Source organism: Pseudomonas auratipiscis (assembly GCF_036324085.1).
Lineage (GTDB): Bacteria > Pseudomonadota > Gammaproteobacteria > Pseudomonadales > Pseudomonadaceae > Aquipseudomonas > Aquipseudomonas auratipiscis.
In genome coordinates this window covers 63,891-77,716 of the sequence record NZ_JAZDCU010000017.1, presented here as the reverse complement: position 1 = coordinate 77,716, position 13,826 = coordinate 63,891, and the positions used below count along the sequence as shown (strand labels likewise).

Below are 13,826 nucleotides of genomic sequence, written 5' to 3'. Positions count from 1 at the left end.
GGTCCTCCTAATAGAGTTCGGCCATCAGTAGCGCCGAAGCGGTGAAGTGGGTGCTAGGCAACGCCGCACCAGTGAGCTTTACCGGCACGGCTTCCAGCACAGGGGGTGTAGATGCGTTGACATCGATCTCGCGAGGTTGATTGGGAATCAGCGGGGTCCCGCCGAGTAGCACCTTAATGCCGAGGTCATTCTCCGAGGTTTTTAGTGCAGCAGGATCGAAATGTGCGTAGTCACCTTTGAGGGTTAAGCGCATGTGCCAGTTGACGCCAGTACCGGACGCCCCCGGGCATTCGATTTGGTATGGAATCGATTGGCGGTAGCGATCGCCGTCAATGCGATTGACAGCGATATTGCTCTGGAACCGCACATCAATTCGCCCGTTCTTGTCGCTGACGGTGCAACCGGGCGGGGCTTGCAGGTTACCAGTGAACTGTATGTTGTCCGCTTCAACGCATGACAGGGGCAGAGCGGTCATGGACAGTATTGTCAATGTGCGGTGCAGGATGTTCATCGATAGTCCACCACCAACGTCGCGCTGGCCTTGAACACGCCGGCTTCGACTTCCCTGTTTTCTCGTTTGACTAGCACCGCTTGCAGCACCGGTTTTTTGTTGGCGTCGAAGTCAGCCCAGGTATTGAGCACAAACCGGTAGCCGTTCATTTTAAGGGCGATGGCAAGGCTGTCGTAGCCCGGCACCATCAGTAGCGCGGGGTCGAAACTTCGATTACCGCGAACCTGCATCCGTAGTTCATTGGTCACCGAGCGGGTACAGTCGAGGGTGTACTCCAAGGTGATGGTTTTGTAATTACCATCGATGCGGGCAGTCTGCACATCGCCAAACGGTGCGCTGATCGGTGCATTTTTATTGATGACGCAAGGAATTGCTGCATAGATAACACCTTTGATCGTTAGGATCTGCTGCTCTGCAGCAGGTGCCAAGGATGCATAGCCAAGCAGCAGTCCCAGCAATGCGAGACGTGCGACAGTCATTACAGTGGGCTTAGTCATACGCCAGGTTCACATTTAGGCTGGCCCGGAAGGCGCCTGGGCGCAGAAACGCCGCGGTGCGCTCAGGTCGGATGTAATAGGTCAGCTGGCTGGCGCCGGGCGAGACGAACCATGCGGGGGCGACCCGGCCTAATCGTACGTCGTTGCCCTGAACATCGAGCAGACGTAGGCCGAAACCCTCGGCGCCGACTACTTTAATCAGTTCAGGTGTGTCGGGGTCGGATACCGCGTTGAAGATGAGTTCCACCACCGGCTCGATCGAGCTCCAAACCAGGGTGCCATGCTGGCTATCACGTCGACCGCCGTCGCTACGCACACAGCCTTGCAGCTTCAAGTGCAGGGCCATGGGTGTTCCCTGGTCGCCCAAGCGCAGCAGGCGAGTAGTGCTCAGGTCGCCGAGTGCCAAGGTTTGGTAGGCGGAGCTGGGATCCAGGTAGCAGGCGCTTTCAAGCAAAGTGCCGGTGACCTGGAATTCGGCCGAATGCGTAGGGTTGTCAGCGGCGTAAGTCGAGACACTGGCGCTACAGAGCAAGGTTACAAGGCAGCTACGGGATCCAGGGATCATGTTTTGCCCTCACTGGAATAGGTCATCGGATGTCAGCGGTTGCCAACGGGGCTGGCGGTGCAGCTATTTGCCGCACAACTGAACTGCAGTTGCGGGCGTCCGCCGTAGTCGTTGACGTAAGTCAGCACCGGCTTCTCGCCCAACGCCTTACTACTCATGCCCAGATCGAGCTGGCCGTTCGGGCTGACCATCAAAGGTTTGAACTGGCTTGAGCTGGCGGCCTTGAGGTCTGGCGCGGCATCGATCAGCGTGATGTAGTAGGGCGTTGGGTTGTTCACCAAATAGCGGTCGTTCTGCCGAGTTAGGGTCAGTTTTTCCTGCCAGGGGGCTTCGTTGACGCCGGCTCGGGGGGCGATCGCCGCGGGTCGATAAAACAGCTTCACTCGCGTTTGCAGGGCAATTTGCAAGGTATTAGGTTTATCACTGCGTGGTGGAATTTCGCGCAGGTTGAAGTAGAACAGCGATTCACGGTCCTGTGGCAGTTGGCCCAGTTCCGGAAGGCCCTGGATTTTTACCTGGCTGCTGGCCCCGGCTTCCAAGCGCTGGATCGGCGGTACAACCACCAGCGGACTGGTGATTTTCTCGGATTGTTCGTTCTCGACCCAGGCCTGGGCCAGATAGGGCAACTGGTTGTTCTGGTTGCTCACGCTGAGGCTGACCGATTTTTCGCCACCAGTAAAAATAACGCGGGTGCGATCCAGCGATACGGCGGCCAGGCTGGGTTGCGCCGCGCAGGAGCCGAACAGGGCCAGCAAGGTCAGTGTGTTGCGGTTGAAGCGAGTTTTCATACAGGTACCTGTTGCAATAAATTAAGCGGCGGAGTTGTCTGCGGCGCTGACGGGCTGGCATAGCAGCTCCAGTTGTCGTTCAGGTGAGAGCACCTGATCTGGCAAGGTGAAATGGCAGCGTGCGCGGCCATCCCATTGCAGCGACATGGTTTCGCCCGGTTTCATACCGCTCAGGTACGTCGATCCATCTTCGCCGACAATGCCCGTTTCCTGGCCGCGGCTGTTCTGTGCGGTGGCGCCAAACGGCGGCGCGCTGCGGTTGGCCATGCGAATGATGACCATGGCCTTGTGGCCGGCAATCACATCGAAACGGCGATAGCCAATCGCACCTTCGGTTAGCGTTGCTTGGGTGATTGACTGGGTCGCTTCAACATCGTCAGCCAGGCTGTCCAGCACGATGCTCGCCTGGTTGCGGTAGTAGCTGTTGACGTCCGCTACCACTGCCTTACCGAAGCGGTTGGTTCGAGTTATCCCGCCGTTGCCGCGCACCGGAACATCGGCTACGCCCTGGGTATCGACCAGCAGCCGGGTACCGCCCATGACGCTGCTGCGGTGCAACGCTGCGCCTTGGGCCGTGAAGGTGGCGCCCCCTTGAAGGGATAGTCCGGCTGAGGTGTACTCACCAGCCTGGTAGCTTGCACTCGCCACTACCTGAGCCTGATCTCCGTCATGGGAGAGAAAGCCGCTGGCGGTTTCACCGCTTGAGGACGTGCCGGCGCTGAGCATGTAGTGGTTACGCTCATCGATACTGTCGTAATAACTCAGGCTATGAGTGGTATCACCGCTGCTAGTCGACGAGCTGAAGCTTAACGAGCCGGTGCTGTCCCAAGGAATGCTGACCGACAGGTAGGCACCATCATCGGAAGTGCCGTTTGCCTTATTTTGGTAAGCGGTCAGCGACAGGCTGAGATTTTTCAATCCACCGACATCGAAGTAGCGCGACAACGACAGGCTGTAGCGATCACTCGCCTGACTGCTCCAGTATGTCTGGTGGTTGTAGTTCAAATAGACGCTGAGCGCAGAGTCGCGAAATTGCTTGCTTAACGCTACGGTGTACAGCTCTTTGCTCTGGTTCAATGGTTGGTCGCCACGTCGGGCTTCAATGAACTCGTTCATGCTCATATAGCTCTCCTCGGAGAAACGGTAGCCGGCGAACGTGACCTGGCTGTCGTACTCGTCGAAGCGCTTGGAGTAACTGGCGCGGTAAGATTTACCGCTCAGTGTGGCGTGATCCGGTAGGGTGGCCCGCGACTGGGTGACGTCGAACGACAATGCACCGAATGCCATGAGATCGCGGCCCGCGCCCACTGCCAGGGAGCCGTAATCTTTGGCGCCCAAGCCTCCGCCATACAATGACCAGCCATTACTCACCCCCCAGGAAAATTCACCTGTGGCAAAGGCTGGTCCATCCAGTTGATGCTCCCAATCAGACGGTTTTCCAGCAGCAAGCTTGTAGCGCACTGTGCCTGGACGGGTCAGATAGGGGATGCTGGCAGTATCCATCTGGAACTGCTGCACGCTGCCGTCTTGCTCTTCCACGCGTACGTCAAGCTGACCGGAGACCGCATCGTTGAGGTCCTGGATACGGAAGGCGCCAGGCGGTACCTGGGTGTCGTAAAGCACTCGGCCCTGTTGGCGAATTACTACTCGCGCATTGGTGCGGGCTACGCCAGTGACTTCAGGGGCATAGCCCCTGAGGTTAGGGGGTAGCATATTGTCGTTACTGCTCAAGTTACCGCCGGTGTAGCGGAAACTGCCAAACAGGTTGGAGTCCAGGTAGTCCTCACCGACTATCAGGCTCGAGCGCAACGAAGGGACAGCACGCAGCGCATAAAAGCGGCTCCAGGCAAATTGCTGCTGGGATGGCTGGTTGGAATCGTGTTGCATCTGGCTCTGCCAATCACCGCGCAAGCGCCACGCGCCCAGGTTGATACCGGCCGTACCATTGCCACTGAGGCTGTCACTGCGACCTCGACCTTGTTTACGCTCGGTGGTCTGAGCGTTGAAGTTGTAGTCGAACAGTCCCCCGGCAATACCTTCGTCCCAGCGTGAAGGCGGATCCCAGTTGGGCGCGGTGTACTCCAGTTGATCCTGGGGGATGCTCAGGTATAGGCCCCCACTGCCCAGGTTGCCCCGTGCCTGCATTCCGGGAACACTACTCAGATCTAGACAGGCGCCGTCGTGCCACCAGGCCAGAGATGCCATGACTTGTTCTTTTAAGCCCAGTTCATGGACTAATTCCGGTGAAAGACACGCGACACTGCTTTTCGGATCATCCTCGGCCGAGAAGTAATCGATCGGGAACTCCGAGAGCGTATCGCGATTGATGTGGACCATTAGATTGTATTGGCCAGGCATGATGAAGTTTGCCAATGCAAACACCCCAAGATCAAGGTTGTCGCGATCCTTGAGGTCGAGTACGTCGGTGTTGAATTGGAACTCTTCGGCTGCACTTACCCACGTCGCAATACAGCACAACGCCGTGGTAGCCAGTACCTTACGGTGATCCACGTGAATAAGTCCTTGGGTAATCTGCGTGTTCAATATTTGCAGTTAGAAGTGTTGAATATAGAGTTTGATCGTGGCGGTATAATCGCCTGGTTTCAGCGCATAACCGCTACCAACAAGCGTTAGCGAGTAATTAAGGGTTAATATGTCAGTGGCTGACATGTCATGATTAAGCAACATGCCGGGCGACACTGATTTCCCAAGCTCGTCTTTTATCTGGATGGCGATACCTTGTGCGGTTCCCTGAGTGCCGAAGTATTTGCCCTCGGATTCACCTTCAAATGAAATTTTGAAACGTTGGGAGACGCGAAGACCCCTCAGTGCATCTGGAGGTATGCAATCACTAATATAAATATTCAAGGGCTGTTGCGCTGAGCTATCGCCGCTGACTAACCCGTTTAATGCTGCGGGATTAAAAACTATCGTTTGGTTGTCATTGCCTACACGAATCGTACAGGCGCTGTCAGCAATGCTGCCGGTCAGTTGTACTCGACCCTTTAATGCAGCTTTAATCGGTAGCTCCATAGCACCTACCGGCTCGATAAAAACGCACAGTAGTAGCGGTAGCAGCAGTGCGGTTGAGCGAATCATCTAAACCTCCGCATGCTCCCCGCAGCACAGTGTTGTGCTGCGGGGCACCTCAGTGCCTATTTTATTACTGATAAGCGAGGGTGAAGTTTGCGAACGTTTCGAAGTTGCCCGGCACGATTTCGGCTGCGGAAGGTGTACCACCGCCTTCCGGAGTTATCATGTCACCCTGAAGATACGCATTGAATTGCAAGTAGGTATTGCCGTTGGAGAGTGATTGAGCGGGTGCAGCATCACCGAGCTTGATAAGCGTGCCGGTGTGGTCGGCAATGGCCAAGCTAGCGCCTTGAGCCGATCCTTTTAGTGCGATCAGATCAGGGTTCGACGAAGGCGAGCCGGTGAAGGTTGCAGTTGCAGCGTTCAGGGCGCCTAGTTCACATCCTTGCAGTTGGATTTTGAACGTGGTTGGGTTGGATTTTCCGCCATTCCTCAGTGCAACGTTGGCGATTTGATCCATATCGACAGTTTGATACTGGGACTCTTGAGCAATGGAGCATGGAGCGTCAATAATCGCGCCCTTGAAGGTGATAACACCGTGCCCCTGATCTTTCGCAAAACTGGCAGCAGAGGTCGCTGCCAAGGTGATTGCCATGATAGCGCCAGCTAACGAACTAACTTTCATTACATACTCCTAGATTATGATGTCCTTGAAGGGACTAAGCGAAACACTGTTGAAGCCACAGCATCTCTGTACCGTTTGGCTGGAATAATTCTAGGGGCAAGGGGGATTGAGGGCAGTGGGATGTTTCCGGCAAGGCTGTAGGAAATTTCCCACATCCGCGTTGCCGTAGGTGTAACGAGAACGATAGGGGGTTGCGTTTAGCAAGCTCAGCTAAAGCTAGCAGTGAAGTTTATGGTGGCTCAGGAGTCGCCCAGCCACAATGACTATGATGGGCTGAGCGGTAAAGGCGCCCGGGAGCGTGGCGACAGGCTACGGGAAGTTTTCGGGATCTTATTCTCGCGGAGTCAAGAGGCTAATGCGTTGCGCTTGGCAAAGTCAGCTAAGTGCACCAGGGATGGCAAGCCAAGTTTATGCAGCAGGCGTGTCTTGTAGGTGCTGACTGTTTTATTGCTGAGAAATAATTTTTCACCTATCTGCTTGTTAGAATACCCCTGTGCCAGATACTGAAGAACAGTCACTTCTCTGTCGGTGAGCTGATGAATTTGCTCAAGTTCTGTAAGTTGTTCCATTGGGTGGACGCTGTCGAAGGACAGGGGAGGGAAAAAAGTGTAACCGGCATCAACTGCCTTGATGGCGGTAACCAGGCTACCGAGGTCTTCTTCTTTATTGACAAAACCGCGGGCTCCTAGCTGGATGCATCGTCGGCACACAGAGTCGGCGGGTTGCGAAGTCAATATCAGAATTTCGCTACGTACATTCAAAGCCTTGATGCGGGAGATGGTCGTAAAACCATCCAGTTTGGGAATGCCAATGTCGAGGATGACCACTTGCGGGGTCAGATCACGTACCAGGCGTACAGCGTCGAGGCCATTGTCTGCCTCGCCCACTACGTGCATGTCGTGTTTTTCCAGCAAGATCCGGACGGCAAGTCGAATGACCGGATGATCGTCAACTATCAGGACGCTGTGCATGGTAAAACCCACCCTCAATAACGCGATTACGGAACGTATGCCGTTGATGTTAACAAGGTTAACACCATCGTCGTAGTGAGAAGCATAGGGAGTAGAGAGTAGGGCCAGCCTTGGGAAATTTCCTCTGCAGCGTAGGAAATTTCCGATAGGGGGCAGGCTTGGCGCCCTGCACAATGTACATCCCTCAACTGTGCGCGTGTAGATCTGCAATGCAAAACTTGATTGTTTTGGTGCTGGAGGACGAACCTTTTCAGCGACTTGTCACCGTGACAGCACTGCAAAAAGTACTGCCGGGACCCATCTTGCAAGCAGCTGATGGTGAGGAAGCGGTCGCGGTAATGGCCAGCTGTGACTACGTGGATATCGTACTCTGTGACCTGAAAATGGCCGGTATGGATGGCTTGGCGTTTCTGCGCCATGCCAGCAGCAGCGGCAAAGTGGGGGCCATCGTGCTGTGTAGCGAACTGGATCCGTTATTGCGGCAAGCCACGGTGGCGATGATCCACTTCCTAGGCCTGACTTTTCTGGGTGATCTGGGCAAGCCATTCAAGCTTGAAGGGTTCAGTCAATTGGTCAAGCGTTACCGAAATCACTGCAGTACAGCCCCCAGACAGTTGTCGCCTGTAGAGTTGCCGTCCCTTAGCGACGTGCAGCGTGGTTTAGATAACGGTGAATTCGAGGCGTATTACCAGCCCAAAGTTACTCTTGAGGGCGAGTTGTTGGTGGGGGCAGAGGTGTTGGCGCGGTGGACGCATCCGCAGTGGGGCGTATTATCACCGGCACATTTTTTACCGGTGATGGAAGAGCACAACTTAATTGACAGGATGTTCTGGCAGTTATTCGATCAAGGTCTGGCGCTGCACGAAAAACTGACAGCTCAAGGTCGGGCAATGACACTGGCTTTTAATTTACATCCAACACAACTCGCCTGTAGCGCACTCACTGAGCGTATCGCTATCCTGCTCAAGCGCTCGCGGGTGCCGGCAGCGAGCGTGATATTCGAAGTCACTGAGACGAGTGTCGTCGGTGCGCCCGCTTGCAGTCTGGAGAACCTGGTTCGCTTGCGAATGCTCGGTTGTGGTCTTTCCATGGATGACTTCGGTGCGGGTTATTCTTCGCTGGATCGGCTGAGCGAGCTGCCCTTTAGCGAGATCAAGCTTGATCGTTCGTTTGTCAGAAAATTGCATGGCCAGCCTAAAAGCGCCGCCATCATCAGTTGCTCGGTAGCCTTGGCCGCGGCGTTGGGTGTCTCGCTGGTCATTGAAGGTGTAGAAACTACCGAGCAGCAGGTTCGTTTGATTGAGCTGGGTGGCACCATTGCCCAAGGCTTTCTATTTGCTCGCCCCATGCCGGAGAAGCACTTTATAGACTTCTATGATGAACAGAAGGGGAGCGTGGATAAATGACCAATTGACCACTGGCTGTGAACTATCATTGCATCAGCCAGGTGCCGCGCTAACTGTTTGCTTTGGCAATAGCAAGCCGTCATCAACTCATTGAATCTCCTTCTTTCAGGCACTTTCGGTCTTTTATCTCTTATGTACCTACGATGCTTTTGCCTGTCTATCGGCATGCTTTTGGGGGCCTTGTCGGCCACGGCTGCGCCTTTGCCGCAGTCGCCGAAATTGCTTTCCAGCCAACTGCGTATTGACCGTCACGAAATGGACATCGACGCAGAGGACTGGCATTGGCTGCGCCACAAGGCTGAGCTTAGGGTCGGTGTATCGGCTGCTGAGTCAGCGCCATTCTCTATCAATGCAGATCCCCAGCAGTACGAAGGCATCAGCGCCGATGTAACCGCTTTGATTGCGCAGTTATTAGGCATGCCAGTGAAGGTCGTGTTTTTTGCCAATGATCATGATGCAGAGAAGGCATTGCAGGCAGGCAGCGTCGATTTCATTGCTGTTCACGGCAACCGTGCACCTGGGCAGTCCTCGCTTCTCACCGTTCCCTATGCACGAGACCAATTGACGCTTTTCAAGCGCAGCGCAGAGCCCCGTTATTCACCTGCGGATCTTGCAGGATTGCGCGTAGCAATTACGGACGAACACAGTGCTGAGCTGAAAAAGCGCTTTCCACGAGCAGATTTTCAAGTCTTCGCTGATCATGCCAAGGCAATCGGTGCGGTAGCCTTTGGCCAGGCCGACGTGTACTTGGACGACCTGTACAGCGCTTATTACCGTATCAATCGCTCGTTTTACGGTTATCTTGGGTTTGAGCGATTCATCGATCTGCCCGGCAGTGGCTACAGCTACGCGTTACGTGCCGACAATATACGACTACAACGAATTATCAACGTGGCCATTGAGGCAATAGGCGCCGAGCAACTGCGTAACGTGGCCAAGCGCTGGGTTGGGAATAGTTTCCTTCCAAGGGAGGAGCCTATCGATCTTACTGCCGAGCAAGTACGTTGGATTGAGAGGAACCCAGTCGTCAAGCTAGTCATCAATGATGATTTGGCACCTGGCGCTTATTTTGATGCAAAGGGCGTCTTCTCAGGTGGAATCGCCGATCTACTCGAAGTCATAACCCTCAGTACTGGACTGCATTTCGAGGTCACCCCCCGTAGCGGCGGATTCCCTCAAATAATCGACGCGGTGCAAAAGGGCAATGCTGACTTGGCGTTGATGACGGCGAGTCCAGAGCGAGAAGAGTATCTGCGGTTCTCCAGACCCCTGCTCGACACTCCTTTTGTATTGCTCAGCAACATTGACCAGCAAGGGAAACTGGGAGATATGGCCGGTAGGCGTATAGCGCTTCCCACGCAGCATGTGGCAATGGAACAGTTACGTAAGCGTTATCCCAAAGCTGTTGTGGTGGAGGCCGGGGGATCGTTAGACGCCATGAACCTGCTCTATCGGCGTGAGGTGGACGCCGCGGTCGTGTCGTTGCCCGCTGCGCGTTATTACATAGAGCGTTTGTTTCGCGACAACCTGGCCATCAATCAGGTGCTGGATGTCGGGCCTTCGACGGTGAACTTTGCCATGCGCCGCAGTGATGTCGAGTTGCAATCCATTATCGACAAGGTGTTGCAGAGCGTCCCTCCGGATGAGTTCAATGCAATTTCCAATCGCTGGCGCTCTCCGCCGGGAATGAGTGGTCAGACCTGGGTCGATTACGAGCGTCTGATTAAAGAAATCATTGCCATTGCCGGTTCCCTTCTTCTGCTGTCGCTTATTTGGGTCGTTTACCTGAGGCGCCAGATAAAGGCGCGCCTCAAGGCCGAACGCATGCTCAATGATCAACTGCAATTTGTTGAGACGTTGACTGACTGCATGCCGCCCCCTTTATATGTGCGTGATGTGCAAGGGCGGATGCTGTCGTGTAACCGAAGCTATCTGCAAAGTCTGGGTTTGAGCGCCGAACAGGTATTGAACGAAACCTTGCAGGCGTTACCCAGTGAAAGCTTTGAAAACTTTCCGGATTTTCACTCTAATTACCTACTCGCCATGCGGGAAAATCGCACTATCGAGTCGCGCCATACTATTGTGCTGCATGGTAAGGAAGCATGGATCAATCACTGGATTCAGCCATTCCAGGATTCCCAAGGCAACATCAAAGGTGTCATCTGCGGCTGGCTGGATATCACTGATCATCATAGGTTGGTGGAGCAGCTTCAGGAAGCAAAGAACCAAGCGGACGACGCCAGCCGTGCCAAGACCAGCTTCTTGGCGACCATGAGTCATGAAATCCGAACGCCGATGAACGCGGTTATTGGCATTTTGGAATTAGCGCTTAAACGCGCCGAAACTCAACCCATCGACCGAGCCAGTATCGAAATCGCCCATACTTCGGCGAAAAGTCTTTTGGAACTCATCGGCGATATACTCGACATCGCGCGCATTGAGTCTGGACGCCTAAGCTTATCACCCAAGCGCGCCAACCTGCGTGAGCTGGTTGAATCAGTGGCGAGAGTGTTTGAAGGGCTGGCGAGAAAGAAGCGGCTGAATCTTGTTCTCGATATTGACTCCAGTATTAACTGCGAAGTGTTAGTTGACGCGTTGCGCTTCAAGCAGATTTTGTCGAATTTAGTCAGTAATGCTATCAAGTTTACCGAAGAAGGCTCGGTAAAAATCTGCATCTCTGGAAACTTGGTGACTGCCAGCCTGCTCAATGTCGAACTCACGGTAGAAGACACTGGCGTTGGTATCAGTCCGAACGATCAGCAACAGCTGTTCAGGCCTTTTGCCCAGGCACAGCGTAATACAAAGCCTGCTGAAGGGACGGGGCTCGGCTTAGTAATCTGTCGGTCGCTGTGCGAAATGATGGGGGGGCACGTGACCATGAAGAGTAGTCTGGGGCGTGGAACGCTAGTCGCTGTAGAACTGCACTTACAAGTGTTGGAACGCCTTAACATCAAACCGCTGCCAATTTTGCCACCGACCCGGCAACGCTATTGTTTGCAGGTGTTAGTGGTGGATGACCACAGGGTGAACCGTCAGGTACTGCACCAACAACTGCAGTTTCTTGGGCATGACGTCTACGAAGCTGAGGATGGAAAGCAGGCCTTCGACTGCTGGGGTGAACAGTGCTTTGACGTCGTCATCACTGATTGCCACATGCCGGTCATGAATGGTGCTGATCTCACACGCGCGATTCGCACGGTCGAACGGGAGCAAGGACTGGCACCCACCGTCATCATTGGTCTTACAGCCGATGCTCAGCCTGAGGAGTTGGAACTGTGTATTCAGGCAGGGATGAACGAGTGTCTGATCAAGCCAATCGGCCTCGACGAGTTGGATGCGAAACTGTTGGCGCTGCATCTGAATTTCGAGATAGAGACTGAGTCTCCTGAGACTACATCAACTACGGTGGCGCCCGAGCCTTCACGGCTAGTTGATCTCGGTCCCCTGGAGCTGCTCATCAGTAGCGACCCCGTGAAGTTTCGAGAGATACTCGATGAGTTGATTGCTAACAATCGCAGAGATTGCCAATTGCTGACAGTTCTCCTGCAGAGTGGAGAGACGGGCAAATTGGAGGCGCTGGCTCATAGGATAAAAGGCGCTGCTCGGGTGGTGAAAGGCGAGCAACTGGTTGAATCCTGTCGGCGTCTAGAGGTTATCTGCGCAGATCCACATGCTTCATTTGAAGCGCTCAGTCGGGCGGTTACGGAACTGGAGCACGCGATCATGGCGTTGGAGAATGAGCTCAGGGCTTTTTGAACTGCACAGTCCTGGTTAAATTTTCCGTGCTTTCCTTGTCAGCACAACGCGCCTGGTGATGCGTTCTAGATAAAGTAGATCGCGTCCTGTATGTCGCCATCATCGAAAACCCCGCAGATTAACAATCGCGGGGTTTTTCTTTGCATGCTCAAAAAATTATACAGCTCGGAATTTATCCGGTCTGTTGGGCCTGGATGTGTAGATGTAAAAAACTTGTACAAAGCCTATCGAAAAGGCGGCCAAGTCCAACATCTGTGCGACGCTTATTCTCATAATTAATACATTAATTATGTCGTCCGTCTTTCGCTGGGGACGCATCTTAACATCGCTTAGGAAGCGTCCTACATCCATCGCTTTCGACTCTTGTTAGGGTCTTTTTCCGATCTAGTTTGCACGGCCCAGTGCCGCGTATTTCGCTTTCTTGCGGAGAAAAGGAGGGATGAGCATGCAGCCAATTTGGACTGCCCAGGTTTTGTACGAAGCGTTGTCGGAAACTGAGTGGGTCAAGGCTGACCACGTTGCGCTGGAGCTTATCCAGGGGTCCGATCCCAGTCTCCATGCAACGATGCATGACCATGGTGATCTGCCGTTATACCTGGCTGTCATGGGTGAGCAGATCGTCGTCGAAGCGCTGCTTTGGCCTGTTTGCGATGTAAAAGAACCATCCGCCTTCAACGAAGAGGTGCTGCGCTCTCACAAACTGTTCCCGCTGTCTTCGATAGGCCTCGAGAAGATGCCGAATGGGCAGGACGGTTACATCATGTTCGGCGCCTTGAGTTCGTCCGCAAACCTCTCGGATGTCGTGTTCGAAGTCGAACTCTTGGCGGGCAACGTCATCAAGGCAACTCAAGCCTACGAAGACTTCCTTAAGCCCAAGCACCAACAGGAGAGCTGAGATGAATGTCTGGAGCAAGCTGCTGACTGCCCTGCGTGGCGGGGCCAACGAAGTGGGGGAGGCGCTGGTTGATAACCAGGCCCTTCGCATCCTTGATCAGGAAATCCGCGACTGTGATGAAGACATTCGCAAGACCAGGGAGGCGCTTGCCCAAGTCCTGGCCAAACAGAAGCTGGCCAACGCGCGATTGAAAGGCAGTGTGGCAAAGATCGAGGAGTACGAGCCGTACGCTATCAAAGCGCTTGAGGGAGGCAATGAAGCGCTGGCTGGCGAGGTGGCGCACAAAATCAGCACGCTTGAAATCAGCGTGGCCGATGACCGCAAGCAAGAGCGTGAGCTATCGCAGAGCGTATCTGAACTGCGCAAGGCAGTTGCTCAGGGCGAAGGTCACGTGAAGCGTTTGCAGCAACAAGTGGACACCGTCAAAGCGACGGAAAGTGTGTACAGGGCGCAGATGACAGTTGCTCGGCGCTTTGGCGGCTCGCAGGCAACGATGCAAACAGCTGTGGAATCGCTGGAGCGTATCAAGCAGAAGCAGGCAGAACGCAAGGCACGAATGGAAGCCGATGCTGAATTGGCAGCGCAAGAATCGTCTGATGAGGCGTTGGACGCCAAGTTGCGCGGTGCAGGCATCGCGCCAGCTGAAGCGAGCGCCCACAGTGTGTTGGCTCGCCTGAGAGAAAAGGCAAACGTCTAAATCAGCGGCGGGGTTGCCACCC

General features: G+C 54.4%; 12 protein-coding genes. 4 read left to right on the top strand and 8 right to left on the bottom strand.

Going from position 1 to position 13,826, the window contains the following annotated elements; translation table 11 throughout:
• Positions 1 to 7: 7 nt before the first annotated feature.
• From V0R60_RS20970 to V0R60_RS20935, 8 genes are all read right to left on the bottom strand, one after another.
• Positions 8 to 511, bottom strand: a complete 504-nt coding sequence (locus V0R60_RS20970) for a fimbrial protein (RefSeq protein WP_136476965.1) — start codon at positions 509 to 511, stop codon at positions 8 to 10.
• Positions 508 to 1,008 (bottom strand): fimbrial protein, encoded by a 501-nt coding sequence (locus V0R60_RS20965; protein WP_330080631.1) that lies wholly within the window; start codon positions 1,006 to 1,008, stop codon positions 508 to 510. The genes V0R60_RS20970 and V0R60_RS20965 overlap by 4 nt, the downstream gene beginning before the upstream one ends.
• Positions 1,001 to 1,573 (bottom strand): fimbrial protein, encoded by a 573-nt coding sequence (locus tag V0R60_RS20960; RefSeq protein WP_136476963.1) that lies wholly within the window; start codon positions 1,571 to 1,573, stop codon positions 1,001 to 1,003. The genes V0R60_RS20965 and V0R60_RS20960 overlap by 8 nt, the downstream gene beginning before the upstream one ends.
• Before the next feature lie 32 nt (positions 1,574 to 1,605).
• Positions 1,606 to 2,361, bottom strand: coding sequence for a fimbria/pilus periplasmic chaperone (locus V0R60_RS20955; RefSeq protein ID WP_330080630.1), 756 nt, complete (start codon positions 2,359 to 2,361; stop codon positions 1,606 to 1,608).
• 21 nt (positions 2,362 to 2,382) lie between these two features.
• Complete coding sequence (locus V0R60_RS20950) at positions 2,383 to 4,872, bottom strand: outer membrane usher protein (RefSeq protein ID WP_330080629.1); 2,490 nt, start codon at positions 4,870 to 4,872, stop codon at positions 2,383 to 2,385.
• A gap of 42 nt (positions 4,873 to 4,914) precedes the next feature.
• Positions 4,915 to 5,460, bottom strand: a complete 546-nt coding sequence (locus V0R60_RS20945) for a fimbrial protein (protein WP_136476961.1) — start codon at positions 5,458 to 5,460, stop codon at positions 4,915 to 4,917.
• A gap of 64 nt (positions 5,461 to 5,524) precedes the next feature.
• Positions 5,525 to 6,079 (bottom strand): fimbrial protein, encoded by a 555-nt coding sequence (locus V0R60_RS20940; protein WP_136476960.1) that lies wholly within the window; start codon positions 6,077 to 6,079, stop codon positions 5,525 to 5,527.
• A gap of 344 nt (positions 6,080 to 6,423) precedes the next feature.
• Positions 6,424 to 7,050: a response regulator transcription factor gene (locus V0R60_RS20935; RefSeq protein WP_136476959.1), complete on the bottom strand. Its 627-nt coding sequence runs from the start codon at positions 7,048 to 7,050 to the stop codon at positions 6,424 to 6,426.
• Between the two features lie 209 nt (positions 7,051 to 7,259).
• On the opposite strand from V0R60_RS20935, the gene V0R60_RS20930 reads away from it, so the two are divergent.
• From V0R60_RS20930 to V0R60_RS20915, 4 genes are all read left to right on the top strand, one after another.
• Positions 7,260 to 8,456 (top strand): EAL domain-containing response regulator, encoded by a 1,197-nt coding sequence (locus V0R60_RS20930; RefSeq protein WP_136476958.1) that lies wholly within the window; start codon positions 7,260 to 7,262, stop codon positions 8,454 to 8,456.
• Between the two features lie 165 nt (positions 8,457 to 8,621).
• Entirely contained in the window at positions 8,622 to 12,212 is a 3,591-nt protein-coding gene (locus tag V0R60_RS20925) for an ATP-binding protein (protein WP_330080628.1), read from the top strand.
• 445 nt (positions 12,213 to 12,657) lie between these two features.
• A complete protein-coding gene (locus V0R60_RS20920; protein ID WP_330080627.1) occupies positions 12,658 to 13,107 on the top strand; it encodes a YjfI family protein in 450 nt (149 codons plus the stop codon).
• Between the two features lies 1 nt (position 13,108).
• A complete protein-coding gene (locus tag V0R60_RS20915) occupies positions 13,109 to 13,804 on the top strand; it encodes a PspA/IM30 family protein (RefSeq protein WP_330080626.1) in 696 nt (231 codons plus the stop codon).
• The last annotated feature ends 22 nt before the right edge of the window (positions 13,805 to 13,826 follow it).

What these genes read in the sequence shown, in the direction of transcription:
- V0R60_RS20970 (WP_136476965.1), bottom strand. Translation starts at nt 511, where the DNA reads ATGAACATCCTGCACCGCACATTGACAATACTGTCCATGACCGCTCTG.
- V0R60_RS20965 (WP_330080631.1), bottom strand. Translation starts at nt 1,008, where the DNA reads ATGACTAAGCCCACTGTAATGACTGTCGCACGTCTCGCATTGCTGGGA.
- V0R60_RS20960 (WP_136476963.1), bottom strand. Translation starts at nt 1,573, where the DNA reads ATGATCCCTGGATCCCGTAGCTGCCTTGTAACCTTGCTCTGTAGCGCC.
- V0R60_RS20955 (WP_330080630.1), bottom strand. Translation starts at nt 2,361, where the DNA reads ATGAAAACTCGCTTCAACCGCAACACACTGACCTTGCTGGCCCTGTTC.
- V0R60_RS20945 (WP_136476961.1), bottom strand. Translation starts at nt 5,460, where the DNA reads ATGATTCGCTCAACCGCACTGCTGCTACCGCTACTACTGTGCGTTTTT.
- V0R60_RS20940 (WP_136476960.1), bottom strand. Translation starts at nt 6,079, where the DNA reads ATGAAAGTTAGTTCGTTAGCTGGCGCTATCATGGCAATCACCTTGGCA.
- V0R60_RS20935 (WP_136476959.1), bottom strand. Translation starts at nt 7,050, where the DNA reads ATGCACAGCGTCCTGATAGTTGACGATCATCCGGTCATTCGACTTGCC.
- V0R60_RS20930 (WP_136476958.1), top strand. Translation starts at nt 7,260, where the DNA reads ATGCAAAACTTGATTGTTTTGGTGCTGGAGGACGAACCTTTTCAGCGA.
- V0R60_RS20925 (WP_330080628.1), top strand. Translation starts at nt 8,622, where the DNA reads ATGCTTTTGGGGGCCTTGTCGGCCACGGCTGCGCCTTTGCCGCAGTCG.
- V0R60_RS20920 (WP_330080627.1), top strand. Translation starts at nt 12,658, where the DNA reads ATGCAGCCAATTTGGACTGCCCAGGTTTTGTACGAAGCGTTGTCGGAA.
- V0R60_RS20915 (WP_330080626.1), top strand. Translation starts at nt 13,109, where the DNA reads ATGAATGTCTGGAGCAAGCTGCTGACTGCCCTGCGTGGCGGGGCCAAC.